Genomic DNA, 25,864 nt, shown 5'->3' with positions numbered 1-25,864 from the left:
TTGGCTTAAAACTTCAGGATGCGGGTGTCAAACCACTGCTCCACCCCGTCCGCCATGCGCTCGAACGCCGCCTCCAGCGTCTGCGCGTCACCGCCCAGCAGCGCCCGCAGCACGCCGGCGTTCTCGAACAGGCCGTGCAGATACACGCCCAGCACGTTGCCGGCCGGGTTCTGCCAGGCCAGGCCGGGGATCAGCTCGCGCGCCACGTCGCCCTTGGCGGCCATGGCCGGGTGCTGCGCGGTCTGGCCGTGGTGGATCTCGTAGCCCAGCACCTCGACGCCGGACAGCGCCTGCCACGCGCCCTGCACGCCGGCGAAGCGAGCGCGCGTGCTGCGCACGGTCTTTTTTTCCTCGAAGCTGGTGACCAGCGGCAGCAGGCCCAGGCCGGGGCCGTTGCCGTCCACGCCGACGGTGTCGATCAGCGCCTCGCCCAGCATCTGCAGCCCGCCGCACACGCCCAGCACCCGGCCGCCGCGCGCAGCGTGGCGGGCGATCGCGTCGTCCAGCCCCTGCGCGCGCAGCCAGGCCAGGTCGGCGGCGGTGGCCTTGCTGCCGGGCAGGATGACCCAGTCGCAGCCCTCCAGCTGCGCCGGGTTGCGCGCCCAGCTCAGGTGCACGCCGCCGGCGCTGGCCAGCGGCGCGAACTCGTCCAGGTTGCTGATGCGCGGGAAGGCGACCACCGCCACGCGCGTGTGCACCGCGCCGCCGCGGCTGCCGCCCGGGCCGCTGTCGTACACGCCGTCCTCCTCGGGCAGACCGTGGTGGTACTGCATCGGGATGGTGGCGACCACCGGAACGCCGGTGCGCTTTTGCAGCATCTCCGGCGCCGGTGCCAGCAGATCGGGGTCGCCGCGGAACTTGTTCAGCACGAAGCCGTGGATCAGCGCGCGCTCGTCGTCGGGCAGCAGCGCCCAGGTACCGTACAGGTGCGCGAAGGCGCCGCCGCGGTCGATGTCGGCCACCAGCAGGCAGCGCGCGTCGGCATGCCGCGCCACGCGCAGGTTGACCACGTCGCTGGCCGACAGGTTGATCTCGGCCGGCGAGCCGGCGCCCTCGATGACGACGATGTCGTGCTCGGCGCGCAGCTCGTCCAGCGCCTGCGCTATTCGTGGCCACACGCGCTGGCTGCGCCCGCGCCAGGGCAAGGCCGACAGTTCGCGGTCGACCTGGCCGAGCAGCACCACCTGGCTTTTCGTGTCGGCCTCGGGTTTCAGCAACAGCGGGTTCATGCGCACGTCGGGCACGGCGCGCGCGGCCAGCGCCTGGAAATACTGCGCGCTGCCGATCTCGCCGTAGCCGCCCTCGGGCGTGGCGACCACGCGGGCGTTGTTGCTCATGTTCTGCGCCTTGAACGGCGCGACCTTGTAGCCCTGGCGCGCGTACCAGCGGCACAGCGCCGTGGCCAGCCAGCTCTTGCCGGCGCCGCTGCTGGTGCCCAGCACCATGATGCAGCGGGCGGTCATGGCGCGCCTCCGTCGGCGCTCTGCCCGGGACAGGCGCGCAGGATGAGCGGGCGCACCATGCAGTCCATCAGGTGTGCCAGCAGCGCCTGAGCGTCCTCGCAGCGGCCGGTGTGCACTGGCGAGGTCTGGATGATGGCGCTGCGCCGCGCCGTCAGCCAGTGGAAGCGCGCGCGGTGCGGCAGCTGGGCGATGGGGCCGGCGTGCGGCTCGCCGGCGCAGATGTCCGCGAGCGCCTGCAGGTGCCGCGCCACCTGCGCCACGTCGGCCCAGGGGTCGAGGGCGCGCAGCCGCGCCTCGTCCAGATCGATGGCGGCGGCCAGATAGCCGGTGCGCTGGCACGAGACGATGGCGCCGGCGTTGATGAATTCACCCCGCTCCACGCGCGGCACCACGCGCACCAGCGCGTAGTCGTACAGCTGCAGCTCAGGCACGGGCATCGATCGCCCCCTGCAGCCAGCGGCCGCGTTCGCCCAGGCGCGCCTGGAAGTACCGCAGGTAGGCCTGGCGGTGCTGCGCAGGTTCCGCCAGCAGGCCGTCGCCCTGCTGCGCGGCGGCCTGCTGCAGAAAGCCGTCCGGCACGGCGGCCAGCGCGGCCTGCAGCACGGGCGCGGGCAGGCATGCGGCCAGATCGCCATCCACCTCGGCCAGCCGACTGGCGCGCGGCAGCAGTACGTGGTCGGCGATCGGCGCGAAGGGCTTGGCCGGGTCGGCCACGCTGCCGTTCCAGGCGTGGTGGAACGTGAGCGCCGCGCCATGGTCGATCAGCCAGGGGCGGCGGTGCCAGACGAGCAGGTTGGTGTTGCGCGCGGTGCGGTCGACGTTGCCGACCAGCGCGTCGAACCACACCAGGCGCGAGGCGAAGTCCTCGCTGGCTTCGTCGGCCGCCGGGTCGAAATTCACCGCGCCGGGCAGATAGTCCAGCGCCACGTTCAGTCCGTCGCTGGCGCGGATCAGGTCCTGGATTTCCGGGTCGGGCTCTGTGCGCGCCAGCTCCGCATCCAGCGTAGCCAGCACCAGTTCGGGCACGGGCAGCGCCAGCGCGCGCGCCAGCTGGGCACAGACGATCTCGGCGATCAGCGCGCGCACGCCCTGCCCGGCGCCACGGAACTTGAGCACGTACTGGCCCAGGTCATTGGCCTCGACCACGGCGGGCATGGAGCCGCCCTCGCGCAGCGGCGTGACGTAGCGGCGCACCTCGATGCGTCGCAGTGGAACAAGAGAAGGCAAAGTCATGCTGGATGGTAGCCCTGCCGGGACGCATCGGCAGCGCGCTGGTCGGCCAGCCCACACGCCCAGGCCGCGCCTAGCGCCTGTTGCGACGCGGGCGGCAGCACGCCCAGGCGCACATGACCGGCCAACCCGAAGGACGCGCAGTCGCGCAGCTTGACGCCACCCCCGCGCAGCGCAGCCAGCAGCGCCGCCACATCGGTGCCGGCTGGCAGGCGCGCGGTGAAGAAATTCGCCAGGCTGCCCGGCAGCACCTGCCAGCCGAGCGACTGGCACAGCGCGGTCTGGAGCGCCTTCCAGTCGCGCAGCAAAAGCAGTGAATCGGCCAGCCAGCGCTGCGCGTCGGGCCGCACCCAGGCGTCCAGCAGCGCCACGCCGTCGGCGCCCAGCGGCCAGGACGGCGCCAGGGCGCGCAGGCGCGCGGCCGTGCCGTCCTCGGTGGCGGCTTGCGGAGCGATGGCGTAGGCGCCGCGCACGCCGGTCAGGCCCAGCGCCTTGTTGGGCGAGAACAGCTGCCACACGCCGTCCGGCGCCGGGCGCGCCGGCGCGGCCAAGCGCAGGGGGGCATAGGCGCGGTCGAGCACACGCCAGGGGGCATGCGGGTGGTTAGGCCAGGCGTCCAGCGCCGCATCCGGCGTGCCCAGCGGGCTGGCGGGTTCGCACGCCCAGTGCAGCGTGGCGCACGCCGATTCCATGCCTGCGCCGCATCCACCTTTTGCTCCCTCTGCCGCCTGCGGGAGAGGACTGGGGCGAGGGTCTTCCCCGCTGTCCGCCCATTCGGCACACCGCCCGGTGCCACTCGCGTCATCCGCAGGCGCCATCCCCCACAACCGCGCCGCCCGCGCATAGTCGCCATAGCCATGCGCCGGCAGCACCACCTGGCGCACCCCGGCGCGCGCGGCCAGGGCGGTGATGCGGTGGATGAACTCGCTGGCGCTGGCGGCCAGCACGATGCGCTCGCGCGCCACTTCATGGAATGCAGACAGCGCCGCGGTCAGCGCGGTGTAGGCCGGGTCGGGGTAGCGCGCCCGGTTGGCCTGCGCCAGCGCGGCCAGCGCCATCGGGCACGGCCCGCAGGCGTTGGCGTTGGTGGAGAAGTCGTGCCGCGGTACGCCCAGCGCGTCCGGTCCGCCATGCAGCAACGTGCCCATGCCTGAATCTAGATCCATGAATCAAAAACCATAGCTACAAGCTCAATGAATATCAGGGCCAGCACCACATTTCTTGCAAAAAACACGGCCTGGGTCACTTGCGGCGCTTCTGGCGCCTGCCCTGCGGGATTCAACACATACGCCCCCGGCTTGCCCAGCCGCACGCCCAGCAGCTGCGCCATCGCGCCCATCGGCCAGCCGCCATTGGGTGATGGGGTGGCGTGCGCGTCCTGGCGCAGCCGGCGCAGGTACACGCGCCGCCCGGCAGTGGCCAGCAGCAGCAGCGCCGTCAGCCGCGCCGGCAGCCAGCTCAAAGCGTCGTCGGCGCGCGCGGCCCACTTGCCAGCCCACTGCCAGTGGCGCCGGGCCGCACCCGCGCCGCGCCAGCCGGGGTAGCCCCACATGGCGTCCGCCGTGTTGGCGAAGCGGTACAGCGCCGCGCCCGGCAGGCCGGCCACGGCGAACCAGAACACCGGGGCGACCACCGAGTCGCACAGGTTCTCCGCCAAGGTCTCGATGGCGCTTTCGCGCACCTCGGCGGCGCTCAAGGCGGCGGTGTCGCGGCTGACCAGCCAGGACAGGCGCTCGCGCCCGGCGGCCAGCGACTGGGCCAGCGCGCCTTCGACCGCCAGTACCTCGACGCGCAGCATGCGCCAGGCGAGCAGGGGTTTGAGCAGCAGCCCCAGCGCCAGCGCTGCGCCCCAGGGCGGAAGGTAGCGCAAGACCAGCGCCTGCAGCGCCACGGCTGCTATTACCGTGATAGCTGCAAGCGCTGACCAGACAAGGGCTGCAAGGATAAAAGTCTTGTGGTCGCGGTCACGCGCCACGGCCGGCGCCAGGCGCGCGCCCCAGGCGCCCAGCGCACGGCCCATCCAGACCACCGGGTGCAGCGGCGCCGGCGGCTCGCCCCATAGCGCGTCAACGGCCAGTGCCAGCAGCAGCGCCGCGCCGAGCAGGCTCGCCGAGGCGGGCAATGCGGCCTCCGTGCCCCAGCCGATCAGCATGGGCGGTCGCCCCGCAGCGCGGCGCAAACGTCCTGCCTCGCCAGCACTGTCACGCACCGCGCGCTCCCTGCCCTGTTCGCCTTGCCAACCCTCGCCATCGCCCATCCATCCTCACCACGCTAGAGCCGCCAAGCCTAACCGCCCGCGCGCTGCCTACAGGGCGGGCGCGTGCGCGCTGACAGGCCGCCCGGCGCGGCCCTCCTAGATTGACCGCTTCGCCCGGCCGCTGTGCCGCCGTTCCCAGTCCCCACCCCCGTAAGGAGCCTGCCCATGAAAGCCCTGACCTACCACGGCGCCAAGGACGTGCGCGTCGACAACGTGCCCGACCCCTTCCTGTCCGACCCCGAGGACATCATCCTGCGCGTGACGGCCACCGCCATCTGCGGCTCGGACCTGCACATCTACCGCGGCAAGATTCCCGGCATGGAGTCTGGCGACATCCTGGGCCACGAGTTCATGGGCGTGGTCGAGGAGGTGGGCACGGGCGTGACCGCCCTGTCCAAAGGCGACCGGGTGGTCGTGCCCTTCGTGATCGCCTGCGGACGGTGCTTCTACTGCGACAAGACGCTGTTCGCCGCCTGCGAGAACACCAATACCGGCCGCGGCGCCATCCTGAACAAGAAATCAAGCACGCCCGGCGCCGGGCTGTTCGGCTACTCGCACCTGTACGGCGGCTACGCCGGCGGCCAGGCCGAGTATGTGCGCGTGCCCAAGGCCAACAGCGGGCCCATCGTCATCCCGGCCGGGCTGGAGGACGAGCGGGTGCTGTTTCTGTCCGACATCCTGCCCACAGGCTGGCAGGCGGTGGTGAACGCCGAGGTCGGCCCCGGCTCGACGATCGCCATCTTCGGCGCCGGGCCGGTGGGCTGCATGGCGGCCATGTGCGCGCGCCACCTGGGTGCGCAGACCATCTTCATGATCGACCACAACGACTACCGGCTGCAGTACGCGCAGCAGGAGTACGGCGTGATTCCAATCAACTTCGACAAGCACGACGACCCGGCCGAGATCATCCTGGAAGGCACCGGCGGGCATGGCGTGGACGCCAGCATCGACGCCGTCGGCTTCGAGGCCAAGGGCAGCGCGCTGGAGACGCTGCTGACCACCATCAAGGTGGAAGGCTCCAGCGGCAAGGCGCTACGCCAGTGCATCGCCGCCACGCGCCGCGGCGGCATCGTCAGCGTGCCGGGGGTGTATGCAGGCTTCATCCACGGCTTCCTGTTCGGCGATGCATTCGACAAGGGCCTCACTTTCAAGATGGGCCAGACGCATGTGCAGCGCTTCCTGCCCGAGCTGCTGGCGCTGATCCAGGACGGCAAGCTGCGCCCGGAAAACCTCATCACCCACCGCATGCACTTGGCCGAGGCGGCGCGCGGCTACGAGATCTTCGAGAAGAAGGAAGAGGAGTGTCGCAAGGTGGTCCTGGTGCCGTGAGGCCGCGCGCCAGGGCCGGATCCTCTTCGCCGGAAGGCGCCCGAATCGCTGCTACAATCGCGGGCTTCGGAGAGGTGGATGAGCGGTTTAAGTCGCACGCCTGGAAAGCGTGTGTGGGCTAATCCCCACCGCGGGTTCGAATCCCGCCCTCTCCGCCATACACCTGCAAAAGCCCTGTGAGTCGATGACCCACAGGGCTTTTGTTTTGGCTCGGGTCTTGCGAGGGCAACCCGCCAGCGAACGGCATAGCGTTCAGGGCGGCGGATGGTTACTGCCCGGCTCCCTCCACATCGCACAGCGCCGTGCGCTCGCCGGGCTGTTGCACGCGCCGCAGCACGCTGAAGTCGCCATTGGTCTCCAGCACCACCGCCTCCACATCCTCCAGCGCCGCATGGCCGGCGCCCCGGATGGCGGCGCGGATTTCCGAGTGCGTCACCCGCTGCGTGCGCATCGGCCCTTCAAGAAACTCGCCTCGGTCGAACAGCAGCGTCGGGCGTGCCTTGACCACGCCGCGCACCCGCGCGGAGCGCACCATCGTCCAGCTGATGGCGAACTGCAGCGCCACCATCACCACAATGGCCGCCAGGCCCTGTGCCAGCGACACGTCCTTCGACAGGAACGCGCTGGACAGGGTCGAGCCCAGCGCCACGGTGATGACCATGTCGAAGGCGTTCCACTTCGACAGCGTGCGCTTGCCCGCCAGGCGCAGGCTCAGGATCAGGCCGAAATACACCAGCACGCCCACCACGGCGACGTGCAGCAGATCCATCCAGCTGTTGAAGAACATGGCGCTTGCCTCGAGGAACCGAATGGGTGGAAAGGAGGGTGTATCGCCTGCGCGGGGCCCTTCAGCCAGTGCGCGCATCGGCGCCGTGCGCTGGCAGCACGGCGCGCACCACACGCCCGATGCTCAGGCCCTGCACCAAGATCGAGAACACCACCACGCAGTACGTCAGCGCCAGCAACGTCTCGCGCAGCGGCCCCAGGGGCAGCGACAGCGCCAGCGCCACCGAGATACCGCCGCGCAACCCGCCCCAGGCCAGCACGTGTGCAGCACCATCCGGCAGCGCCTGGGCGCCCGCGCGCGCCGGCACCGCGACGGTGAGCCAGCGCGCCAGCAGCGTCACCGCGATCGCCAGCGCTCCACCTGCCAGCAACGCCGGCGAGAAGGCAATCAGGATGACCTCCAGCCCGATCAGCACGAACAATACCGCGTTCAGGATCTCGTCGAGCAGCTCCCAGAACATGTCGATGTAGCGCTGGGTGTGGTCCGACATGGCCTGCGCCCGGCCCCGGTTGCCGATCATCAGCCCGCTGATCACCATGGCCAGCGGCCCGGACACGTGCAGGTGGCTGGCCAGCGCATAGCCGCCCATCACGGTCGCCAGCGTCAGCAGCACCTCGACCTGGTAGTGGTCGATGCTCTTGAGCAGCCGGAAGGCGATATAGCCCAGGATCAGCCCGAAGGCCAGGCCACCGCCCGCCTCGCGCAGCAGCAGCATGCCGGCCTGCGCTGCGTCCGGCACCTCGCCCGTGGCCAGCACGCCCACCAGCAATGCGAACAGCACCACACCAACGCCGTCGTTGAACAGCGACTCGCCAGCGATGACCAGCTCCAGCTCCTGCGGCGCGCCGGCGGACTTGAGGATGCCCATGACGGCGATCGGGTCGGTGGGCGAGATCAGCGCGCCGAAAACCAGGCAGTGCAGCAGCGGCAGCGGCAGGCCGACGAGCGGCAACGCCAGCCACATCGCCGCGCCCACGACGAGCGTGGACACCAGCGTACCGCCGATGGCCAGCGCCGCCACCTGCCAGCGCCAGCGCCGCAGCGCGCTCAGATCGACCTGCAGGGCGCCGGCAAACAACAGGAACGACAGCATGCCCTGCATCAGCACCTCGGAAAAATGCACCGAGCGCACGAACGACGCCTCGTATTCGCGCAGGCCCGACGCGATGCCGGCGGCGTCCAGCGCCACCAGGGCCAGCGACAGCGCCAGGGCGATGACCATCACCCCGATGGCCGTGGGCAGACGCACGAAACGATGGTTCAGGTAGGCCAGCAGCGCCGTGACCACCAGGCACAGGGCGGCGATGTCGAACGTGGTCATCGGTCTGGCTCCTGCCCGGCCGTGGATCGGGCTGCAGCGGGCCGGACGCCCGGCGGCTGCGCCAGCGCGCGCTGCAGCGCCTGGTAGCGTCGGCCGATGTCCTGCACGTCCGACGGGTTGGGCACGCTGCGCTGCGCGTCCGCCCAGACCAGTGCGGCATGCCGGGCCAGCGCGGCGCGGCGCGCTGCGTCACCCTCGCAGTGCAATACAGCGGTCAGCACCTGCAGCAGGCGCAGCAGCACGGCCGGGCTGGTGCTGGCGTTTTGCCGCACCATGTGGAACATGGCGTCCACCAAGCTGGCGTAGCGCAGCACCGGCACCACCAGCGCCACGCGCCCCTCACGCTGCCATACGCCGGTGGGCAAGGAACGGCCCGCCAGATCGCACAGCGCCGCGCCCAGCTGATCCAGCACGCCCAGTGCGGTGTGCGGGTCGTTGACACCGGGCGAGAGCGCGCGCACCGCTACCTCCACCAGCTGGCGCACCGCGTGGCCGGCGTCGCCGGCGCTGCCGCGCACGTCCTCCAGCGCGGTGGCGCCGCGGATGGCCTCGGCCGCGCCGGGCACGTCACGTGCGAGCAGCGCGATGGGGGCGCCGGGAAATACATAGTCGCCCTGGCGCACCAGCAGTCGCAGCGCGGTGCCGTGCTGCGCCGCCCAGTCGGCCAGCGCATCCGCGTCCAGCTGCTGCAGATAGCCGCGCCGGGCGTCGCACACCGGTGCAGCGTGCGCCCAGAAGGCCTCGGCGGGAGGCTCGGGATGCGGCTCGTCCCGCACCAGGGCCAGCACTGCGGCGCGCATGTCCTCGCTCACCAGGTTGACCACCGTGCCGACGTTGATGCGGCTGGCCATGTGCGCGACGAAGTACACCAGCGTGCCGATGCAGCCGAACGCCAGCACGATCCCAAAAGTGAGCGCCAGGTGTGGCGTGAACACGCCCTCGTCCTGCGTGCGCACGGTGCGCAGCACCATCAGCGCATAGGAGAAGGTGCCGAGGAAGGCGCCCAGCGTGCACTGCACGCCCCGGTCGCGCGTGAAGTTGCGCAGCAGGCGCGGGCCCATCTGCCCCGCGGCCAGGGACAGGGCCGCGATGGTGATGGAAAACACCGTGCCGGCCACGCCGATGGCCGATGAGGCGATGGCGCCCAGCAGCGTGCGTGCGCCGGTGCCGCCGCCGTTGTAGAACCAGTCGCTGGCCGTCAGCCAGTGCGGCAGCTGGCCGCCGCGGTCGAGCTGCACCAGCAGCACCGCCAGCACGCTGGCACCGGCGACCATGGCCGCCGGCACCAGCCAGAAGGCGTCGGCCAGGGCGTTCAGGAAGTAGCGCAGTCGGGCTTTCATGGGCGGCAGGGCACGGGATTGGCGGCCATCATGCCGTGCCAGAGCGGCGCCGGGGCCGCCCTGTACCGATCGCCAGACAGAACCAGCGCCTGTCCGGGGTGCAGGCGCGCGTCGCGCTTACGCAGGTACGGCTGCTGCGCCGGCGTGCCGGCCGGTGGGCAAGGCGATGCGTTCCGCCTCGAAGGCCAGGACCTGCTGCAGTTCGTCGCCACGCCGCTCGGCCGGGTGCAGGGCGTGCTCGCTCCAGCCCTCCAGCGCCAGCAGCGCCCGCTTGCGGTTCAGCCCGCCGGTGAAGCCGGTCAACCGCCCGTCGCTGCCGATCACGCGGTGGCAGGGCACGACGATGCTGACCTTGTTGCGCCCGTTGGCGCCCGCCACCGCGCGCGTCGCCGTGGGCTGGCCGATGGCGCGTGCATGGTCGGCATAGCTGCGCTGCTGTCCGAAGGGGATGGCCAGCAGCGCGGCCCAGGCGCGCTGCTGGAACGGCGTGCCGACCAGATCGAGGGAGATCGAAAACGCGCGCCGCTGACCGCCGAAGTACTCCGCCAGTTCGCGCGCCGTCTGCTGCAGCAGCGCCTGCGCGCCCTGCCCGCCCATCCCCATGCGGGCGGCATGCACTTGGGCCAGTTCGCGCTCCAGGCCGTCTTGGCCGACGAATTCGAGCAGGCACAAGCCGTGGCTGGAGGCCACGGCCAGCATCTCGCCCAGCGGCGTGGCGATGTGCAGGGATGGCAGGGTCATGGCGGCGCTCCGGCTTCAGGCGATGGATGGGGCATTGTGCGCCCGGCCGTGGCCAGGGCCCGGCGCTGCGCGGCCGTCAATCCTCAATGCCGCGCTGCGCCGGCACGCCGGCCTGGAAGGCGTGCTTGACCATCTTCATCTCCGTCACCGTGTCCGCCAGGTCGATGAGCTCCTGCGGGCAGCGCCGGCCCGTCAGGCACACATGCACGTCCTTGGGCCGCTGCGCCAGCGTGTCCAGCACCTCCTGCAGCGGCAGCCAACCGTAGATCAGCGGATAGGTCACCTCATCAAGTACCACCAGGAAGTACTCGCCCGACAGGATGGCCTCGCGCGCCTTGGCCCAGCCATCGCGCGCCAGCTGGGCGGACTGTTCCAGGTCCTTGCTCTTCCAAGAAAAGCCGTCGCCCAGGCCCTCCACGGGCAGGCCGACCTGCTCGGCCAGGCGGTGCTCGCCGAAGCGGGCGGTCGGCACCTTCATGAACTGGAACACCTTGACCGTCTTGCCCCGGCCGGTGGCGCGAAACGCCAGGCCGAAGGCGGCCGTGCTCTTGCCCTTGCCGTCGCCAGTGTTGACGATGACCAGGCCGCGCCGCTCGCCCTCGGGCTTTTCATAGGGCTTGGCGCTGGGTGGGGTTTCGATCTGCATGGCGAAGGGTTCTCCTGAAAGGCAAACCGGCGACGATACAAGAATCGCGAGGGGCGGCCGGCGGGCGAGGCATGGGCCATTCCCGCTGGCCGCCCGTACGGCGGCTGGGCCGGGGCGTCAGAACGCCACGCGCATGCCCAGCACCACGCTGCGCCCGGCCAGCGGGGCCGCGTCCTTGACGAAGGAGACGTGCGAGTACGCCAGCCGGTCGGTCAGGTTGCGCGCCTTCAGGTAGACCTGCCACGGCGTGGCCGTGCTGGTGCCGCCGTGGTAGGCCAGGCCCAGGTTCAACATGCCATACCCGGGCGTGGCGCTCTCGAACTGCGCCACGCGGCTTTGCCGCGCCACCTGCAGCCACTCGATGTCGCCCTGCCAGGACTGCCACTGCGCGTCCAGCTTCAGGCCGACGCGCGCCGGCGCGATGCGCGGCAGGCGTCCGCCGCCGTCCAGCCGCGCGCGCACGCTGTCGCCCCACAGCGTCAGGCCGATCTGGCGCGTCAGCGCCTGGCGTACGCGGCCTTCGATGCCGGTGAAGGTGGCGTCAGCCTGGCTGAACTGCAGCAGCTGCAGGCCATCCAGCTCGTCCAGCGTGCGGCCATGGATGTAGTGGCGGATGCTATTGCGGTACACCGACACGTCGAAGGTGGTCGGGCCGCTGGTCTTGCGCAGCGTCAGATCGACGTTGCGCGAGATCTCCGAGCGCAGCTCGGCGTCGCCGCGCTCGTAGGTAGCGGTGGCCATGTGCAGGCCGCGCGCATACAGCTCCTCGGCCGTGGGCGCGCGGCTGGCGCGGGTGACGGTGGTGCCCAGCGAATAGCCCGGCGCCACGCGCCAGACGGCACCTAGCGAGGCCGAGGTGCCGTGGTGCGAGCGCTCCACATCGCTGTCCAGTGCGCGGGCGCTCTGCCGGTCGTGGCGCAGCGCGCCCTCGATGCGCCAGTCGCCCAGGCGGTATTCCTCCAGCAGGAACAGGCCGGTCGAGCGCGTGCGCGTGGGCTGCACGTAGGCCTCCTCGCCCACGGCGCTGAACTTGCGCTCGGCGGTGCGCACGCCCACCAGGCCGCGCAGGCCGGCGATGGGCTGGTGCTGCAGCTCCACACGCAGGTCATGCGCCTTGTTCTTGAAGGTGGTGGCGACTTCGCCGCCCTCGATCTCGTCGTGCACGTAGTCGGTGAAGCCGCCGCGCAGGCGTAGCGCGGCCACGCCGGCGAATGGGTTGCGCAGCTCGCCGCGCAGGTCGATGCGCTCGCTGCGCAGGTCCACCACGGGCACCGCGCCGTGGTCGTGGTCGTTTTCGTGATGGGCATGGTCGTGCTCTTCGTGCCCCTCGCCATGATCGTGGTCGTGGTCGTGCGCGCCGCAGTGCAGATGGTTGCCGTGCGTGTGGCAGCCCTCGAAGCCGTGGCTGTGCCCGGGCAGGCCATAGCGCGCTGTCTGGCGCGTGAAGGCCAGGCCCAGGTAGCCGCTCTCGCCGACCCACGACAGGCCCAGGCTGGCGCTGCGCGTGTCGTTGAAGCTGCCGGGCACGCGGCGTCCGCCCTCCCAGCCGCTGCCGACCCGGTAGTCGCCCGCGTCGCGGCCCGCGGCCTCGACGTGGACGGCGAATGGCCCGGTGCCACCGGTGACGGCCACGGCACCGGCCTTGTCGCGCGCGGCGCTGCCGGCGCGCACCTCGGCGCTCCCTTCGTAGCCCTTGGACGGCACGGCCGTCGGCACCTTGCCGTCCAGCACGTTGACCACGCCGCCCACCGCGCCCGCGCCATGCACCAGCGCCGAGGGGCCGCGCAGCACCTCGATCTGCGTGGCCAGCAGCGGCTCGGCGACCACGGCGTGGTCCGGGCTGATGGTAGAGGCGTCGTGCAGCTCGGCGCCATCGGTCAGCACGCGCACGCGCGCGCCGTCCATGCCACGGATCACCGGGCGGCTGGCGCCGGCGCCGAAATGGCTGCCGGTGATGCCGGGCTCGCCCTCCAGCGTCTCGCCCAGCGTGGCGCCCCGCTGTCGCACCAGCGCGTCGCCTTCGAGCACCGACACGGGCTGCGTCATCTCGGACACGCCCAGCTGCAGGCCGCTGGCGGAAACGGTGACCGCAGGCAGGCTGGCACCGACGCCCGTGGTGGATGCCGCCGGCCCGGGCGCGGGCGCCGCATCGGGTTGCGCCGAAGCAGCGCCGGACGCCAGGAGGGCCAGCAGCGCGCAGGCCAGGGGACGGAATGCGCCCGGGGCGGTGGAGGGAAAAGCCATGAGAGAGGTCATGTGTCGACTCGATCAGGAAGGCGCGCCATGCCGCCTGCCGCTCGCGGCACAGGCAAGGCGCTGCACGCGACGCAATCGGCGTCGCGGCGGGGATGGATGAATAGGGGTCAAACAGGCCACCAGCCCTTGCAGAACAAGGGCGAGCAGCTGTCAAAAATGATGTCTGGAGCGTGCGTGGCGGCCCGGCAGCGGCCAGCGGCGCAGCGGCACGCAGGTGCCCCAGCGCTGCGCTCCGGGCGCGGCGCAGGCACCCGGCCGGGCCGGGCAGCGCCCGATCAATGCACGCTCAGGCGGCGTTGGGCGGGGCGCGCGCCTGGAACGGCGCCGCCCGGCGCGGCGCGGGCGCGGCGGCAAGCGGTGCGGCCGGCGCCGGCTGCGGCGCCGCGTGCGCCAGCGCCAGCAGCGGCGCGGGCGCGGGGCCGCCCAGCGTCTGCTGGTCCAGCACCTGGCAGTCGGCGCTGCCGTGGCCGGCAAAGAGCGCGTGCAGCGTGTCCAGCGCACGGCCGGCGGAACCGTGTGCGCTGGTGTGGGCAGTGGCCTGCGCGCCCCCCGTGCCCAGACCGTGGACGATCTGGTGCACCCGCCCCAGCGCCGGCGCCAGGACCAGCGCCAGCAGCAGCCAGCCGAGCGCGCAACGGCGCGCGCGGTCGGCAAGGCGGGTGGAGGGCTGAAGGGGGCTGGTCATGGGGCGAACCGGCAAGCGTAACCGAGACAGCCGCACGGTTCATGCAAGCCGCGCGCGGCGTTCGCACCGCGCACGCTGCGATGCAGCGCCCTGCCCCGTCCTCTGCCGGTGCGGCTTACACGCACGGCAGCGCCATCCACACGCCGTCGATCTGGCGCACGCGGATGCGCCGGTCGAACACCCGCTCCAGTGCCGCGTGCGTGGCCGGATCGGCGCAGGCGCCGTGGTGCGCCACGCACCCGCCGGCCATGATCAGCAGGTCGTCGGCCTGCAGCGCGATCGAGATCTCGTGCAGCACGCTGACCACCGTGCGTCCGCCGGCCACCAGGGCGCGCACGGTGCGCACCCAGTCGGCCTGGTGCGGCGGGTCCAGGTTGGCCAGCGGCTCGTCCATCAGCGTGATCGGCGCCTGCACCGCCAGCGCGCGCGCCAGCAGCACGCGCTGGCGCTCGCCGCCCGAGAGCTGCGACAGCGGCCGCGCGCGCCAGTCCCATGCCTGAGTAGTGACCAGCGCCTCGCGCACGGCGACGTGGTCGGCGGCGGACGGCGGCGCCATCCAGGCGCGGTGCGGCAGGCGGCCGAGCATGGCCACGTCGTAGGCCGGCAGGTCGTCGGCGACGCTCTCGTTCTGGCCCAACCACGCCAGCTGGCGCGCACGCGCGCGCGCGGGCCATGCGTGCAGCGGCCGGCCCAGCAGCTGCACCTCGCCCTCGACGCGGGCGTGGCGCAACAGGCCAGCCAGCACCTTCAGCAGCGTGGACTTGCCGGCGCCGTTCGGCCCGACCACGCTGGTCCAGCGCCCGGCGGGCAGCTGCAGGTCGATGCCGTGCAATATCAGGCTGTTTTGCACGCCAGCCCTGATGCAGCTTGCGCCGACAGCTATCGAATCCGCAGCTACCGCGCTCACGCCCCGCCCCCGAATCCGCGTCGGTGCATCAGCCACAGCAGGTAGCTGCCGCCCAGCGCGGCGGTGAGCACGCCCACCGGCAGCTCCTGCGGCGCGACCAGCCAGCGCGCCAGGATGTCGGCCGCCAACAGCAGCACGCCGCCCATCAGGCTGGCCAGCCAGACCTGCCAGGGGTGCGTGGCGCGCGCCAGCGAGCGCACCAGGTGCGGCGCGGCCAGGCCGACGAAAGCGATCAGCCCGGTGTGCGCCACCGCGGTGCCGGTGGCCAGGGCGAGGGCCAGCACCAGCCCGGCGCGCATCGGCCCCAGCGGCAGGCCCAGGCTGGCAGCCGTGGCCTCGCCCAACACCAGGCCGTCCAGCAGGCGCGACAGCGCCCAGGCCGCCAGCACGCACACCAGCCACAGCACGGCCATCAGCAGGCACGCCTGCCAGCCGACAAAGGCCGAGCTGCCCAGGGTGAAGACCTGCATCGCCTCCAGGATGTTCGGATGCGCCACCTGGATCAGGTCGCGCGCGGCGCTCAAGACCACCCCGACCACCACGCCCGCCAGCAGCAGGCGCAGTGTGTGCTGCACGCCGCGCGCCAGCACCAGGGTCAGCAGCACCGCGCCAGTGGCGCCGAGGAAGGCCGCGCCGGTCATGCCCAGCCGGGCCCACCAGCCGGCGCTGGACAGCGACACGCCCATCAGCGCCAGCGCCAGCGCGCCGCCCAGCGCCGCGCCCGAGGCGCTGCCGAGCAGGTACGGATCGGCCAGCGGGTTGCGGAACAATCCCTGCGCGATGGCGCCGGCCAGGCCCAGCAGCGCGCCGGCCAGCCACGCTCCCAGGGTGCGCGGCAGGCGGATGTCCCAGACGATCTGCCACGCCAGGGCATCGCCGCCCATGTGCAGCGCGCTCTCGAAGCCGGTGCTGCCGACGCTGGCGCCCAGCAGCGCGAGCAGCAGCGACAGCGCCAGCAGCCAGGCCAGCAGCGCGGCGGCGCGGCGCCGGCCGGTGGCGGGCGCAGCGTCGTCAGGCAGGTCGGCGGTGGGCAGCACGGCGCTCATGGGGCAGAGAATTTCTCGCCCAGGCAGCGGGCCATGATGCGCGCCGCCTCGGCCATGCGCGGGCCGGGGCGCACCAGCACGTCGGCCTGCTCGGGGCCGAACACGCACAGCCGTCCCGCCTGGATGGCGGCCAGATTGTTCCAGCCGGGATAGGTCGCCCGCGGCTGGCCGCTGCGGTTGGACACCATGACCAAGTCCGGCCGTGCGCGCAGCACGAATTCCGGACTGAGGCGCGGAAACGGCCCCAGCTCAGCCGGCACCACGTTGCGCACGCCCAGGCGCGCCAGCGTCTCGCCGATGAAGGAATGCTGCCCCGCGACATAGGGCCCGCGGCTGACCTCGAAGTACACGCGCGCGCCGCGCGCCGCTGGGGGCAGCGACTGCGCCGCCGCCTGCACCGAGGCGTCGATCACGCGCCACACGCGGTCCACGCCTTCGGCACGGGGCACGGCAAACAGGTCGCCGATGGTGGCCAGGATGCGGCGCACGTCGGCATGCGTCTTGGGCTCGAGCGCGACCACCTTCACGCCCAGCGCCTCCAGCCGGTCGCTGACGCGGCTGGCGGTGGACAGCAGCACCACATCGGGCCTCAAGGCGACGATGGCCTCGATGTTCGGATCCAGCCCGCCGCCCACGCGCGGCAGCGCCTGCACCGACGCGGGCCAGTTGGAATAGCGGTCGACCCCGACCAAGCGATGGCACTGCTGCATCTCGCACAGGCTCTCGGTGCTGGACGGCAGCAGGCTGACGACGCGCTCGGGCGGGCGCTCGAAGTGCAGCGTGCGGCCGCGGTCGTCGGTGATGGTGATGGCGGCGTGCGCGGCGCCGGCCGCCAGCAGCAGGGCCAGCGCGGCGCTGGCGGGGCGTGCGAACGCGCGGCTTGTGCCCGGCCCGGCTTTTCCAGGGGCCGCACAGGACAGCAGCCACGCAGCAGCGCGGCACAACAGGCTCAGCATGGCGAATCCTTCAAGGTCAGCGGCAGGCCAGCGGCCATCAGCGTGACGCGCTGGCAGGCGGCGGCGGCGCGCTGGTTCAGCAGGCCCAGGGCATCGACGAAGGCGCGCACCTCGCGGCCCAGGGGGATGACGCCCAGCCCGATCTCGTTGCCGACCAGCACCACCGGGCCCGGCGCCTGCTGCAACACTGCAAAAAAGTGAGCTGCCTGCCCTTGCCAATCAAGGGCTGGAGGCGGTTTTTCCCCCAAATCGGGCTGCCCGGCCTGCTGCTCGGCGCCCTCTCCCGCTCCTCCATCCAACGGCATCAGCCAGTGCGTCAGCCACAGTGTCAGGCAATCCACCACCAGCAGGGTGTCGGCCCGGCCATGCCGCGCCAGCGCGCCGGCCAGGTCGCGCGGTTCCTCGACCAGGGCCATGCCGGGCACGCGCTGCGCGCGCTCGCGCTGGTGGCGCTCGATGCGCGCGCGCATCTCGGCGTCGTGCGCCTGGGCGGTGGCGATCAGCGTGGCGCGGTGACCGGGCGTGGCCAGCCAGCTGCGCGCCAGCAGCTCGGCGCGGCGCGACTTGCCGCTTTTCTGGCCGCCCAGGATGAGTTCGCTGCGTGCAACGTGCAGGCTCATGGCGTTGCGCCCAGCAGCCGTGCCACGGCGCGCGGCGCGGACGGAAACCAGGCGTGGAAATAGCTGGCATGGACGCTGCCGTGGCGATACACCGGCTCGGCCCCGGCCTGCGCCTCCTCGGGCGCCGGGCGCACGGCGTGGCCGGTAATGGCCAGATCGGGCGCATCCACGCTGGAGTAATGGAAGGTGTGGCCGCGCAGTGCGCCATCGGCCACCGGCGCGGCCGGAGTGGCATCCGGCAGCCGGCGTGCGGCAGTCGGCGCCTGTTTTTTTGCCAGCGACTGCGCGCCATCAGCAACCGGCTGCCAGCTGCGCGGCCCCAGCCCCTGCAGACGCTGGCGCAGCGTGGCATGACCGGGCAGCAGGTCCCACAGCGGCAGGCAGCAGCCATCGGCCAGGGTGACGGACTGCAGCAGGGCCAGCATGCCGCCGCCCTCGGCCCAGACCGGCCGGCCGGCGGCGATGTGTCGGCGCAGCTGTTCGCGCAAGTGCGTCAGCGACGCCAAGGCACTGGCGTGCAGTTCCGGAAAGCCACCGGGCAGCCACAGCGCGTCGCATGCCGGCAGCGGCTCGCCCTGCAGCGGCGCGAAGATCTCCACCTGCGCGCCCAGCTGGCGCAGGGTCTGCAGGTTGGCCTCATAGACCAGGCAGAAGGCCGCGTCGCGCGCCACCGCCACGCGCCGGCCCGCCAGCAGCGGTGCGGGCGCCGCGGGCGCGTCGGGCGGCGCAGCGAAATCCACCGCCCAGCGCTGCCAGTCTCGCGGCGACAGCATGCCCAGCGGCGTGGCGGCCAGCGCATTGGCGGCGGCGTCCAGGCGCACCAGCGCGTCCGGCAGCTCGCGCGCCGCCACCAGTCCCAGCTGCCGCTCGGGCAGGAGCCCACCAGGCTTTCCCCTGCCCTCGCCAGCGATGGAAACCGGTGGCAGCGCGCCCAGCCAGTCGCTGGCAGAGCGCAGGCCGTCCTGCAGCATGCGCGCGTGCCGCTCGCCGGCCACGCGGTTGGCCAGCACGCCGGCCCAGGGCAGGTCCGGCCAGTAGCTGCGCAGGCCCAGCGCCAGCGCGCCGAAGGTGCCCCCCATGGCATGGGCGTCGATGACCGCCAGCACCGGGATGCCGAGGCGGCGCGCCAGCGCGGCCACGCTGGCGTCGCCGTCGAACAGGCCCATCACGCCCTCGACCAGGATCAGGTCCGCTTCAGCGGCGGCGGCATGCAGGCGCTGGCGGCAATCGGCCTCGCCGGTCATCCACAGATCCAGCGGATGCACCGGCGCGCCGCTGGCCAGCTCGTGCCAGTGCGGGTCCAGGTAGTCGGCGCCGCACTTGAACACGCGCACGCGCCGCCCGGCGCGCGCGTGCAGCCGCGCCAGGGCGGCGACCACGGTGGTCTTGCCCTGGCCGGAGGCCGGCGCGGCGACGACCAGCGCCGGGCAGCGAGCGGATGGCGCGCTCATGCCAGCGCCATCAGTATTGCGGCGCCCACTTCAGGCCGACGAAGACGCTGCGGCCCGGCGTGGCATAGGTGCGAGCGACTTCGTACTGCTTGTCCGCCAGGTTGTCCACGCGGGCAAAGACCTGCCAGTCGCGCGCCACGCGGGTGCTGGCATGCAGGTTCACCAGCGTGTAGCCGCCGAGCACGTTCTTGTTGGCCGCGTCGTCGAAGCGGCGGCCCGACAGCTGCGCCTCGGCGCCCAGCGTCCACTGGCCCAGGCGCGTGTCGGCGCCGAGCGTGGCATGGCGCTTGGCGCGGCGCGCCAGCTGTTTGCCGGTGTCCAGGTTCTCGGGGTTCTGGAAGTCCAGCGAGCCGCGCAGGCGCACGCTGCCCAGCTGGTGCGCGCCGGCCAGCGTCAGGCCCTGGTAGCGCGCCTTGCCGACGCTGGAGTAGCAGCCCGGATAGGGGCCGGAGCCGCCCGGGCACGGCCCGGGGCCGCTGACGTAGGTGACGAGGTTGCGCACGTCGTTGCGGTAGGCGGTGGCGGAGAAGCTGCTGCCGTCCCGCAGCCACTTCACGCCCAGCTCGACGTTGCGGCTGGTCTCGGGCTTGAGGCTGTCATCGCCGTACATGCTGAAGCGCTGGTACAGCGACGGCACGCGAAACGCCGTACCCATCGAGGCAGTGGCCCGCCACTGCGGCGCGAACTGGTAGCCGTAGGCGGCGCTGCCGGTGGACTTGTTGCCGAATTCGCTGTCGCGGTCATGCCGGGCGTTGAGCTGCAGCGTGTGCGCGCCCTGGTGCAGGCCGTAGCCCAGCGCCAGCGCGTTCTGCGAGCGCGAACGGTCGATGGGTGCGTTCTCCAGGTGGTCCTCGCGCCGCTCCAGGGCTGCGGTGAACTGGTGCACGCCCAGGCGCCATTCGTTGTGCAGTAGGTAGTTGCGCAGCCGCGTGTCCGTCAGGTAGGGGCTGGGGGTGGTCTGGTAGCGGTCCTTGGACTCGGTGACCGACAGGCGCGTCTTGTACTGGCTGCTCCACTGCGCGTCCCAGTGCAGGCCCAGCGCCTGCAGACGGTGCAGGCTGCGGTCGTCGGCGGCGCTGGTGTCGTAGCCGCTGTTGGACTCGTTGTGCAGCAGCGTGCCTTCCAGGCGGTGCGCGGCGTTCAGCTGCCACCCCAGCCGGCCGCTGACCGAGCTCTGGTGGTAGCCGTCGCGGTCGGGGTTGCTGCCGGCCTTGGTCGTGGCGTCAAAGCCGCGGCTGCCCTCGCGCGTGGCGCCGAGGGCATAGTCCACGGTGCCGCTGGCGCCGCTCACGCCGGCCTCGGCGCGCCAGGTGCGGTGGCTGCCGACACCCACGCCCACATACGGCGCCACGCCGGCCTCGCCCTTTTTGGTGAAGATCTGGATCACGCCGGCCACGGCATCCGAGCCATAGATGGCGGCGGCCGGGCCGCACAGCACCTCGATGCGGTCGATTTGCGACAGCGGGATCGCCTCCCAGGTGGCACCGCCGCTGCCGGACTGCGAATCCACGCGCACGCCATCGACATACACGGCGGTGAAGCGTGTCTCGGCGCCGCGCAGGAACACGCTGCTGGTGGTGGCAGGGCCGCCGTTGCGCGAGATCTCGATGCCGGGCAGGCGCGCCAGCACGTCCGCCAGGCCGGTGGCGCCGCTTTGCTCGATGGTCTGGCGATCCACGATGGACACGTCGGCCAGAACGTCGGTCAGCGGCTGGGCGGTGCGGGTGGCGGTCACCACCATCTCGTTCAGCGCCGGTGCGTGCAGGTTCTGTGCCACCAGCACGGCGCCATCCTGGGCATGCACGGCACCGGCCAGCAGCGCGGCCACGGCAAAAGCGCTGGGGCGCAGACGCAGGCAGGCGCCGGCAGCCGACGTGCTCGCGCGGGACAGGGAATTCAACATGGGAAATATGGATCAGCAAACTGCCCGTGCCGGCCTCCCCGCCGGCGATGGGTGACATGGCGGCCCGCTGTGTAGCAGGCAGCCTCCTTGTTGGCCGGTATCCGGGCTGGCGAAACGCTCTCCAACGCCTTCCCAGGCGCTTGTTCAAGGCGCCCAGTGGCTTGATGGTTGGAAAGGCAGCCGCATTGCGGCTGGTTCGCTGACCGTTGCGGGGGCAGCGCAGGCCCGGGTTGCGCCTTCATGGCGAAGGCACCCTCCCTGCTTCCCGTTGAACTGCGGCATGTGAACCATGCAGCGAGCACCAACAGCCGCAATTCTATGCGCAGGGCCGACGCACTCTCTACAATCGCCTGCCTATGCCCGCCACCTCTCCCATCGACCAGATCGCCGAGCGCGTGGAGCGGTTGCTGCTGCTGCACGAGCAGCTCGCCCACACCAACGCCCTGCTGGCGCAGCAGGTCATGACGCTCACCCAGGAGCGCGATTCGCTGAAGTCGCGCCTGCAGGCGGCGCGCGCCCGTGTGGACGCACTGCTGGACCGCCTGCCCGCCAATCAACCCTCTACCGACGACGCGCCATGAAGCAGATCGAAGTCCAGATACTGCAGCAAAGCTACGTGCTGGGCTGCCCCGAGGGACAGGAGCGGCGCCTGCTCGAAGCCGTGGAGCGCGTGGATGCAGCGATGACCAGCATCCGCGATGCTGGCAGGGTGCGCGCACGCGAGCGCATCGCGGTGCTGGCTGCGCTCAACCTGGCGTTCGAGATCGCCGACCGCGACGCCGCTACCGCCGCGCAGGCAGATGTTATGGCGCCGGCGTTGGATGCGCAGCAGCAGGAACGCCTGCAGCAGCTGGTGCAGCGCCTGGACGAGGCACTGGAAGAGTGCGGCGCCGCCGTGTTGTAAGCATTCGCGAACCAGCTGTCTTGCACCGCACGAGCGGCCTTACAATGCAGGTGTCTGCGGTGCTGCCGGGCTTTATAGTTCCTTGAACCAATGCTCTTTGAGCACGGGCTTGGTACATTGCCTGGCAGGCGTGATCATCTCGCGTCAGATGAACCCAATGCCACGCTGCCCTTGCCCCCCTGAACCCTCGGTTCAGGATGACGGCCTGGTGGCACTTGCAGACACCTCTTTCTCCTCGTCCCTGTTCTGTTCCTCCAGCAGGACGCGCAGGCCCGGCGCAGGCAGTGCCGGCGCACACAGATACCCCTGGTAGAAGTCACACCCCATGTCCTGCAGTGCCTGGCGCTGCAGCTGGGTTTCCACCCCTTCGGCAACGACCTGGATACGCAGCGCCCGGCCCATGCTGATGATCGCCTGCACGATGGCAGCGTCGTGCTCCTGGTCTGGCAGGCCATCGACAAAGGACTTGTCGATCTTGAGACGGTGGATGGGCAGCTTCTTGAGGTAGGCCAGGCTGGAGTAGCCGGTACCGAAGTCGTCAATCGACAGACGCACGCCCAGCCGTCCCAGCGCGGTCAGCAGTTGTGCCATGTCCTGCGCATCCTGCAGCAGCACGCTCTCCGTCAGTTCCAGTTCCAGCCCTTGGGGCGGCAGGCGGTATTCGGCCAGCAGGCGCGCCACCCGGTCGACGAAGCCGGCCTGGCGCAGCTCCAGCGCCGAGACGTTGACCGACACCGTGAGCGGCCGCCCGTGGCTGTGCCAATACACTGCCTCCTGTACAGCCTGCTCCATCACCCAGGCGCCCAGCGTGACGATGTAGCCGCAGTCTTCCGCCAGGGGAATGAAGGTGGCGGGTGACACGGCGCCGAGCTGCGGCTCGTTCCAGCGCAGCAGCGCTTCCATGCCGATGATGCGCCCGCTGGCGCAGTCCACCTGTGGCTGATAGTGCGCCTGCATCTGCCCGAGGCTGAGCGCCAGGCGCATGGCGTGTTCCATCTTGATGCGCGACAACAGATTCACGCTCATCTGCGGACGATAGAAGTCGTAACTGCCGCGCCCACGCTCCTTGACCCGGTACATGGCCGTGTCGGCCTGCTTGATCAGGTCATCCAGCGTCAGGCCATCGTGCGGATACAGCGCGATGCCGATGCTGCTTTGCACCGAAAACCCGAGCCCGTCGAGCGTGAACGGGTTCATCATTTCGTCCAGCACACGGCGCGCGACAGACTCGGCCACGGGCCTGCCGGCGCCGTGCAGATAGATGACGAACTCATCGCCGCCAAGCCGGCACAGCATGTCCGACTGCCGCAGGCAATCCTGCAGGCGTTGCGCCACAAGCTTCAGAACCCGGTCGCCAAAAGGATGACCCAGGGAGTCATTGACGATCTTGAAGCGGTCCAGGTCCAGGAACAGCACGGCAAACTCGGTGCTGGAGCCGCGCGCATTGTCAATGGCCGATTCGACGCGCTGCGCCAGTTGCAGCCGGTTGGGCAGGCCGGTGAGCGCATCGGTGAACGCCAGTTCCTCGATGCGGCGCTGGGCAGCATGTTGTGGTGCCAGGTCGCGCATGAACCCGATGCTTTGTCTTTCTTGCCCGTGCTCGTCGCGCAGCAGCACCCATGACAGGTGCACGGGTGCATCCGCGCAACCTTGGCGCCGCAGCCGCGCATCGCCGGCCCAGAACCCATCGGCCTGCCACGCAGCCTGCACCTGGTCCAGCAAATCGTTTTCTGGCGTGGCCGAAGACAGAACATCGGTTGCCGCCTGACCCACCATGGAAGCGTGACCACTTCCCAGCAGCGCATCGCAGGCCGGGTTGGCACGTATCACGGTCCGCTGTGCGTCAGCGATGAAAATTGCATCCAGGCTGGAGTCGAAGACCTGCGCCGCGAGTTGCAAGCCCGCCTGTGCCTGCAACTGGGCCGAGATGTCACGAAAGACAAATACCCGCCCGGTAGGCCGACCACGTACCAGCTGGGGTACCGATCGCTGCTCCACTACCAGCCCATTGCGCAACGCAAATACCTCGGTGGATTCCAGCAGTGGCTCGCGCCGCAGCGTCGCCATGCACTGGCGATAGCGCTCCGGCTCCTGCACCTGTGCCTGCAAATGCGCCTGGATGGCTCCGTCGTCACGCCGCGTGAGCAGCGCATCCGGCAGCTGCCAGATCTGCACCAGCCGGTGATTGAAAGCGCGGATATTGCCCTGCAGGTCGCAGCTCAGGATGCCGTCGGCGGCCGAGTCCAGCGTGGCCCGCAGCTCGGACAGCAGCGCTTCCAGCTCGCGGGTGGATGCCTCACACTCCGAGCGGTCGAGCATGCTCATAAGCAGCAGCGTGGCACCGTCTTTTTCTGGTAATGCCTGCACCCAGCGCTCAACCGGGATTGCCATCCCGCGCTGTGGATTCCAGAGGGTGGTGCAGGAATTGACACCATTGGCGATCTGCTCGGGAGCCTGCTGCCAGAAGATTCTGTCCTGGGGCGCGCTGGCAAGCTCCAGCACGGCCTGGCCTTGCATGGCAGACGCGGCGCGCCCGGACAACCGTACCGCTGCTTCATTGGCATGCAGCATCTGAAGCGTATCAGCATGGATCAGCCACACAGCCTGCTGCAGGCCGTCGACAACCGCCTGCCACGTGCCAGCAGGAATGACTGGTTGCATCATCCCGGACCGCCCTGCTCCTGCGCGGCGGCTGTTGCGCGCTCGAAGTAATACTGGATGCGCGAATGCGGCAGCAGCGTCCGCAAAGCCGCCGCCGGCAGCTGTGCCGGACGCAGGCTGCGGCGTATGCCAGTGCCTTCGGCCCGCGCCAGATCGAGGCGCTGCAGTCCACTGCCATCCTCAAGCACCAGTACTACCGGCCGCAGCGGGTGCATGGCATCCACGCTGACGACCAACCCGAGACGGCCATCCACCAGTTCAACCAGTGAACCCGGCGGGTATACGCCCATCATGCGAATGAATGACTCCAGCACTACAGGATCGAAGCAGCCTTTCCGCTGCGCGTAGAGCTGTGACACGGCCTCGTGGGGCGTCAGCGGTTCGGCGCCCTGCAGTGGATTGCACAGTCGGTCATAGACATTGACCAGCGCAAGAATACGCCCTGCAACACTGAGATCCTCCCCCAGCAGCTGCAATGGGTAGCCGCTGCCATCCGCCATTTCATGGTGCTGCGCAATGGCGATGAGCACATCGCTGGGCAAGCCCATCGCCTGCCCCAGAGCCACCGATTCACCCACGTGCGAGCGGTAGCGCTGCAGCTCTGCCGCCGACAAGGGTGCTCCGGACTCGCCGATATGTGCCGGCATCGTGACCTTGCCGATGTCATGCAACAAGGCGGCCAGCCCCAGGTCGTGCAAGCCGCTGCCCTGCAGCTGTAGCGTGCGGCCCAGCAGCAATGCCAGCACCATGACATTCACCGCATGCGCAGCCTCGCCGCCCGACTGCGTGTCGGACAGCAGGCGTATGGCACAGGCTTCCTTTTCCACCAGTTCCTCGACGCAGTCACGAACCAGGCACTCCGCCCGTTCGCGTGCCGCCACTGCTTGCTGCTGCACCTCATCGGCCACGGCGTCGTAGGTCGCGGCTGCCAGGCGATAACGTCCCAGGCAATGCTCACTGGCGGAAACGCCCTCTTCCCCTGCTGAATTGTCGTCAGTAGCAGACCCGGATCGCTCTTCCTGCCCGTTTGGCGTTGGTGCCGGAGTAGAGCCGGCAGCGACATCCAACCCGGAAGACAGGCCCTTGCCGGGCAGATAGCTCAAGGTGGACAGGCCGAGCTGCCGCAGGGTGCTGATCTGCTCCTGGGAAGTGATGCGAAAACTGCTGGTCGGAAAAGGGTGATGCAGCCAGCTCAGCGGCAGCTGTATGAACATGCCGACGCGGATCTCGTCGATGGCAATCGGGATGGGTGAGTTCACGGTGGCAGGCCAGCGGGCGAAGGCCGCGCCGACGGGAGGGACCATTGTGGTCCGATTATCGCCAGCACGGGACGGTGCAGCATGAAGGGAAAGCGTACGCGA

Annotated in this window: 22 protein-coding genes, 1 tRNA gene, 1 other RNA gene, 1 pseudogene and 1 riboswitch; of the genes and pseudogenes, 5 read left to right on the top strand and 20 right to left on the bottom strand. The window is 70.7% G+C overall.

Annotated elements, in window-relative coordinates; genetic code table 11:
* Nucleotides 1-5 precede the first annotated feature (5 nt).
* Genes BLQ61_RS01745 through cbiB form a run of 5 tightly spaced genes read right to left on the bottom strand, consistent with a single transcriptional unit; the run spans nt 6 to nt 4,845 of the window.
* Nucleotides 6-1,463: a cobyric acid synthase gene (locus tag BLQ61_RS01745; protein ID WP_091565930.1), complete on the bottom strand. Its 1,458-nt coding sequence runs from the start codon at nt 1,461-1,463 to the stop codon at nt 6-8.
* Nucleotides 1,460-1,900, bottom strand: coding sequence for a DUF3037 domain-containing protein (locus tag BLQ61_RS01740; protein ID WP_091565927.1), 441 nt, complete (start codon nt 1,898-1,900; stop codon nt 1,460-1,462). The genes BLQ61_RS01745 and BLQ61_RS01740 overlap by 4 nt, the downstream gene beginning before the upstream one ends.
* The gene (locus BLQ61_RS01735) at nt 1,887-2,672 is read right to left on the bottom strand and encodes a HipA family kinase (RefSeq protein ID WP_091566459.1); all 786 of its coding nucleotides are present in this window, start codon (nt 2,670-2,672) and stop codon (nt 1,887-1,889) included. The genes BLQ61_RS01740 and BLQ61_RS01735 overlap by 14 nt, the downstream gene beginning before the upstream one ends.
* 20 nt (nt 2,673-2,692) lie before the next feature.
* Nucleotides 2,693-3,859, bottom strand: coding sequence for an aminotransferase class I/II-fold pyridoxal phosphate-dependent enzyme (locus BLQ61_RS01730; RefSeq protein ID WP_245703769.1), 1,167 nt, complete (start codon nt 3,857-3,859; stop codon nt 2,693-2,695).
* Nucleotides 3,850-4,845, bottom strand: coding sequence for an adenosylcobinamide-phosphate synthase CbiB (gene cbiB / locus BLQ61_RS01725; protein ID WP_091565922.1), 996 nt, complete (start codon nt 4,843-4,845; stop codon nt 3,850-3,852). Before cbiB ends, BLQ61_RS01730 begins: the two co-directional genes overlap by 10 nt.
* Before the next feature lie 270 nt (nt 4,846-5,115).
* Here cbiB and BLQ61_RS01720 point away from each other — a divergent pair, with 270 nt between their 5' ends.
* Nucleotides 5,116-6,279, top strand: a complete 1,164-nt coding sequence (locus BLQ61_RS01720) for a zinc-dependent alcohol dehydrogenase (RefSeq protein WP_091565920.1) — start codon at nt 5,116-5,118, stop codon at nt 6,277-6,279.
* Nucleotides 6,280-6,347: 68 nt separating this feature from the next.
* A tRNA-Ser gene (locus BLQ61_RS01715) sits at nt 6,348-6,437 on the top strand.
* Nucleotides 6,438-6,547: 110 nt separating this feature from the next.
* On the opposite strand, the gene BLQ61_RS01710 is transcribed toward BLQ61_RS01715, so the two are convergent.
* From BLQ61_RS01710 to BLQ61_RS01650, 13 genes are all read right to left on the bottom strand, one after another.
* Nucleotides 6,548-7,066 (bottom strand): DUF421 domain-containing protein, encoded by a 519-nt coding sequence (locus BLQ61_RS01710; RefSeq protein WP_091565917.1) that lies wholly within the window; start codon nt 7,064-7,066, stop codon nt 6,548-6,550.
* Between the two features lie 61 nt (nt 7,067-7,127).
* A complete protein-coding gene (locus tag BLQ61_RS01705; protein ID WP_091565915.1) occupies nt 7,128-8,387 on the bottom strand; it encodes a cation:proton antiporter in 1,260 nt (419 codons plus the stop codon).
* Nucleotides 8,384-9,727, bottom strand: a complete 1,344-nt coding sequence (locus tag BLQ61_RS01700) for a DUF2254 domain-containing protein (RefSeq protein WP_091565912.1) — start codon at nt 9,725-9,727, stop codon at nt 8,384-8,386. Before BLQ61_RS01700 ends, BLQ61_RS01705 begins: the two co-directional genes overlap by 4 nt.
* A 117-nt stretch (nt 9,728-9,844) precedes the next feature.
* Nucleotides 9,845-10,468, bottom strand: coding sequence for a methylated-DNA--[protein]-cysteine S-methyltransferase (locus BLQ61_RS01695; RefSeq protein WP_091565910.1), 624 nt, complete (start codon nt 10,466-10,468; stop codon nt 9,845-9,847).
* A 76-nt stretch (nt 10,469-10,544) separates the two neighbouring features.
* Nucleotides 10,545-11,114 carry a cob(I)yrinic acid a,c-diamide adenosyltransferase gene (cobO, locus tag BLQ61_RS01690; protein WP_091565907.1) on the bottom strand — a complete coding sequence of 190 codons (570 nt, stop codon included), beginning with the start codon at nt 11,112-11,114 and terminating at the stop codon, nt 10,545-10,547.
* Between the two features lie 117 nt (nt 11,115-11,231).
* On the bottom strand, nt 11,232-13,370 hold the full coding sequence (locus BLQ61_RS01685; RefSeq protein WP_091565904.1) for a TonB-dependent receptor domain-containing protein: 2,139 nt from the start codon (nt 13,368-13,370) through the stop codon (nt 11,232-11,234).
* Nucleotides 13,371-13,656: 286 nt separating this feature from the next.
* A complete protein-coding gene (locus tag BLQ61_RS01680; protein WP_091565902.1) occupies nt 13,657-14,055 on the bottom strand; it encodes a hypothetical protein in 399 nt (132 codons plus the stop codon).
* Between the two features lie 115 nt (nt 14,056-14,170).
* Nucleotides 14,171-14,905 carry an ABC transporter ATP-binding protein gene (locus tag BLQ61_RS01675; protein WP_245703767.1) on the bottom strand — a complete coding sequence of 245 codons (735 nt, stop codon included), beginning with the start codon at nt 14,903-14,905 and terminating at the stop codon, nt 14,171-14,173.
* A 53-nt stretch (nt 14,906-14,958) separates the two neighbouring features.
* Complete coding sequence (locus tag BLQ61_RS01670) at nt 14,959-16,008, bottom strand: FecCD family ABC transporter permease (protein ID WP_091565896.1); 1,050 nt, start codon at nt 16,006-16,008, stop codon at nt 14,959-14,961.
* Complete coding sequence (locus BLQ61_RS01665; RefSeq protein WP_091565894.1) at nt 16,005-16,964, bottom strand: ABC transporter substrate-binding protein; 960 nt, start codon at nt 16,962-16,964, stop codon at nt 16,005-16,007. Before BLQ61_RS01665 ends, BLQ61_RS01670 begins: the two co-directional genes overlap by 4 nt.
* Nucleotides 16,958-17,584, bottom strand: a complete 627-nt coding sequence (locus BLQ61_RS01660; RefSeq protein ID WP_091565891.1) for a bifunctional adenosylcobinamide kinase/adenosylcobinamide-phosphate guanylyltransferase — start codon at nt 17,582-17,584, stop codon at nt 16,958-16,960. Before BLQ61_RS01660 ends, BLQ61_RS01665 begins: the two co-directional genes overlap by 7 nt.
* The gene (locus BLQ61_RS01655) at nt 17,581-19,035 is read right to left on the bottom strand and encodes a cobyrinic acid a,c-diamide synthase CobB (protein ID WP_091565888.1); all 1,455 of its coding nucleotides are present in this window, start codon (nt 19,033-19,035) and stop codon (nt 17,581-17,583) included. The genes BLQ61_RS01660 and BLQ61_RS01655 overlap by 4 nt, the downstream gene beginning before the upstream one ends.
* 10 nt (nt 19,036-19,045) lie before the next feature.
* Entirely contained in the window at nt 19,046-20,938 is a 1,893-nt protein-coding gene (locus BLQ61_RS01650; RefSeq protein ID WP_091565886.1) for a TonB-dependent receptor domain-containing protein, read from the bottom strand.
* A 75-nt stretch (nt 20,939-21,013) separates the two neighbouring features.
* Nucleotides 21,014-21,259, bottom strand: a riboswitch (cobalamin riboswitch).
* Between the two features lie 35 nt (nt 21,260-21,294).
* Here BLQ61_RS01650 and BLQ61_RS01645 point away from each other — a divergent pair.
* The 3 genes from BLQ61_RS01645 to ssrS all read left to right on the top strand — a co-directional run bounded on the left by BLQ61_RS01645 (nt 21,295) and on the right by ssrS (nt 22,070).
* On the top strand, nt 21,295-21,519 hold the full coding sequence (locus tag BLQ61_RS01645) for a DUF904 domain-containing protein (protein ID WP_091565883.1): 225 nt from the start codon (nt 21,295-21,297) through the stop codon (nt 21,517-21,519).
* Nucleotides 21,516-21,842, top strand: coding sequence for a cell division protein ZapA (locus tag BLQ61_RS01640; protein WP_091565880.1), 327 nt, complete (start codon nt 21,516-21,518; stop codon nt 21,840-21,842). Before BLQ61_RS01645 ends, BLQ61_RS01640 begins: the two co-directional genes overlap by 4 nt.
* A 48-nt stretch (nt 21,843-21,890) precedes the next feature.
* A non-coding RNA gene (gene ssrS, locus BLQ61_RS17765) (6S RNA) lies at nt 21,891-22,070 on the top strand.
* 18 nt (nt 22,071-22,088) lie between these two features.
* Here ssrS and BLQ61_RS01635 read toward each other — a convergent pair.
* Both BLQ61_RS01635 and BLQ61_RS01630 read right to left on the bottom strand, forming a co-directional pair.
* Nucleotides 22,089-24,503: pseudogene (locus BLQ61_RS01635) on the bottom strand (putative bifunctional diguanylate cyclase/phosphodiesterase); the annotation flags it as partial.
* Nucleotides 24,503-25,762, bottom strand: a complete 1,260-nt coding sequence (locus tag BLQ61_RS01630; RefSeq protein ID WP_245703765.1) for a cyclic di-GMP phosphodiesterase — start codon at nt 25,760-25,762, stop codon at nt 24,503-24,505. The pseudogene BLQ61_RS01635 and the gene BLQ61_RS01630, both read right to left, overlap by 1 nt.
* Nucleotides 25,763-25,864 lie beyond the last annotated feature (102 nt).

It is taken from the genome of Oryzisolibacter propanilivorax, from assembly GCF_900103645.1.
GTDB classification, from domain to species: domain Bacteria; phylum Pseudomonadota; class Gammaproteobacteria; order Burkholderiales; family Burkholderiaceae_C; genus Melaminivora; species Melaminivora propanilivorax.
The sequence above is the reverse complement of the archived record's forward strand: the minus strand, read 5'-3'. Positions and strand labels throughout refer to the sequence as shown.

What these genes read in the sequence shown, in the direction of transcription:
- BLQ61_RS01645 (WP_091565883.1), top strand. Translation starts at nt 21,295, where the DNA reads ATGCCCGCCACCTCTCCCATCGACCAGATCGCCGAGCGCGTGGAGCGG.
- BLQ61_RS01705 (WP_091565915.1), bottom strand. Translation starts at nt 8,387, where the DNA reads ATGACCACGTTCGACATCGCCGCCCTGTGCCTGGTGGTCACGGCGCTG.
- BLQ61_RS01665 (WP_091565894.1), bottom strand. Translation starts at nt 16,964, where the DNA reads ATGCTGAGCCTGTTGTGCCGCGCTGCTGCGTGGCTGCTGTCCTGTGCG.
- BLQ61_RS01680 (WP_091565902.1), bottom strand. Translation starts at nt 14,055, where the DNA reads ATGACCAGCCCCCTTCAGCCCTCCACCCGCCTTGCCGACCGCGCGCGC.
- BLQ61_RS01660 (WP_091565891.1), bottom strand. Translation starts at nt 17,584, where the DNA reads ATGAGCCTGCACGTTGCACGCAGCGAACTCATCCTGGGCGGCCAGAAA.
- BLQ61_RS01720 (WP_091565920.1), top strand. Translation starts at nt 5,116, where the DNA reads ATGAAAGCCCTGACCTACCACGGCGCCAAGGACGTGCGCGTCGACAAC.
- BLQ61_RS01730 (WP_245703769.1), bottom strand. Translation starts at nt 3,859, where the DNA reads ATGGATCTAGATTCAGGCATGGGCACGTTGCTGCATGGCGGACCGGAC.
- BLQ61_RS01670 (WP_091565896.1), bottom strand. Translation starts at nt 16,008, where the DNA reads ATGAGCGCCGTGCTGCCCACCGCCGACCTGCCTGACGACGCTGCGCCC.
- BLQ61_RS01640 (WP_091565880.1), top strand. Translation starts at nt 21,516, where the DNA reads ATGAAGCAGATCGAAGTCCAGATACTGCAGCAAAGCTACGTGCTGGGC.
- BLQ61_RS01740 (WP_091565927.1), bottom strand. Translation starts at nt 1,900, where the DNA reads ATGCCCGTGCCTGAGCTGCAGCTGTACGACTACGCGCTGGTGCGCGTG.
- cbiB (WP_091565922.1), bottom strand. Translation starts at nt 4,845, where the DNA reads ATGCTGATCGGCTGGGGCACGGAGGCCGCATTGCCCGCCTCGGCGAGC.
- cobO (WP_091565907.1), bottom strand. Translation starts at nt 11,114, where the DNA reads ATGCAGATCGAAACCCCACCCAGCGCCAAGCCCTATGAAAAGCCCGAG.
- BLQ61_RS01745 (WP_091565930.1), bottom strand. Translation starts at nt 1,463, where the DNA reads ATGACCGCCCGCTGCATCATGGTGCTGGGCACCAGCAGCGGCGCCGGC.
- BLQ61_RS01695 (WP_091565910.1), bottom strand. Translation starts at nt 10,468, where the DNA reads ATGACCCTGCCATCCCTGCACATCGCCACGCCGCTGGGCGAGATGCTG.
- BLQ61_RS01700 (WP_091565912.1), bottom strand. Translation starts at nt 9,727, where the DNA reads ATGAAAGCCCGACTGCGCTACTTCCTGAACGCCCTGGCCGACGCCTTC.
- BLQ61_RS01650 (WP_091565886.1), bottom strand. Translation starts at nt 20,938, where the DNA reads ATGTTGAATTCCCTGTCCCGCGCGAGCACGTCGGCTGCCGGCGCCTGC.
- BLQ61_RS01655 (WP_091565888.1), bottom strand. Translation starts at nt 19,035, where the DNA reads ATGAGCGCGCCATCCGCTCGCTGCCCGGCGCTGGTCGTCGCCGCGCCG.
- BLQ61_RS01710 (WP_091565917.1), bottom strand. Translation starts at nt 7,066, where the DNA reads ATGTTCTTCAACAGCTGGATGGATCTGCTGCACGTCGCCGTGGTGGGC.
- BLQ61_RS01685 (WP_091565904.1), bottom strand. Translation starts at nt 13,370, where the DNA reads ATGACCTCTCTCATGGCTTTTCCCTCCACCGCCCCGGGCGCATTCCGT.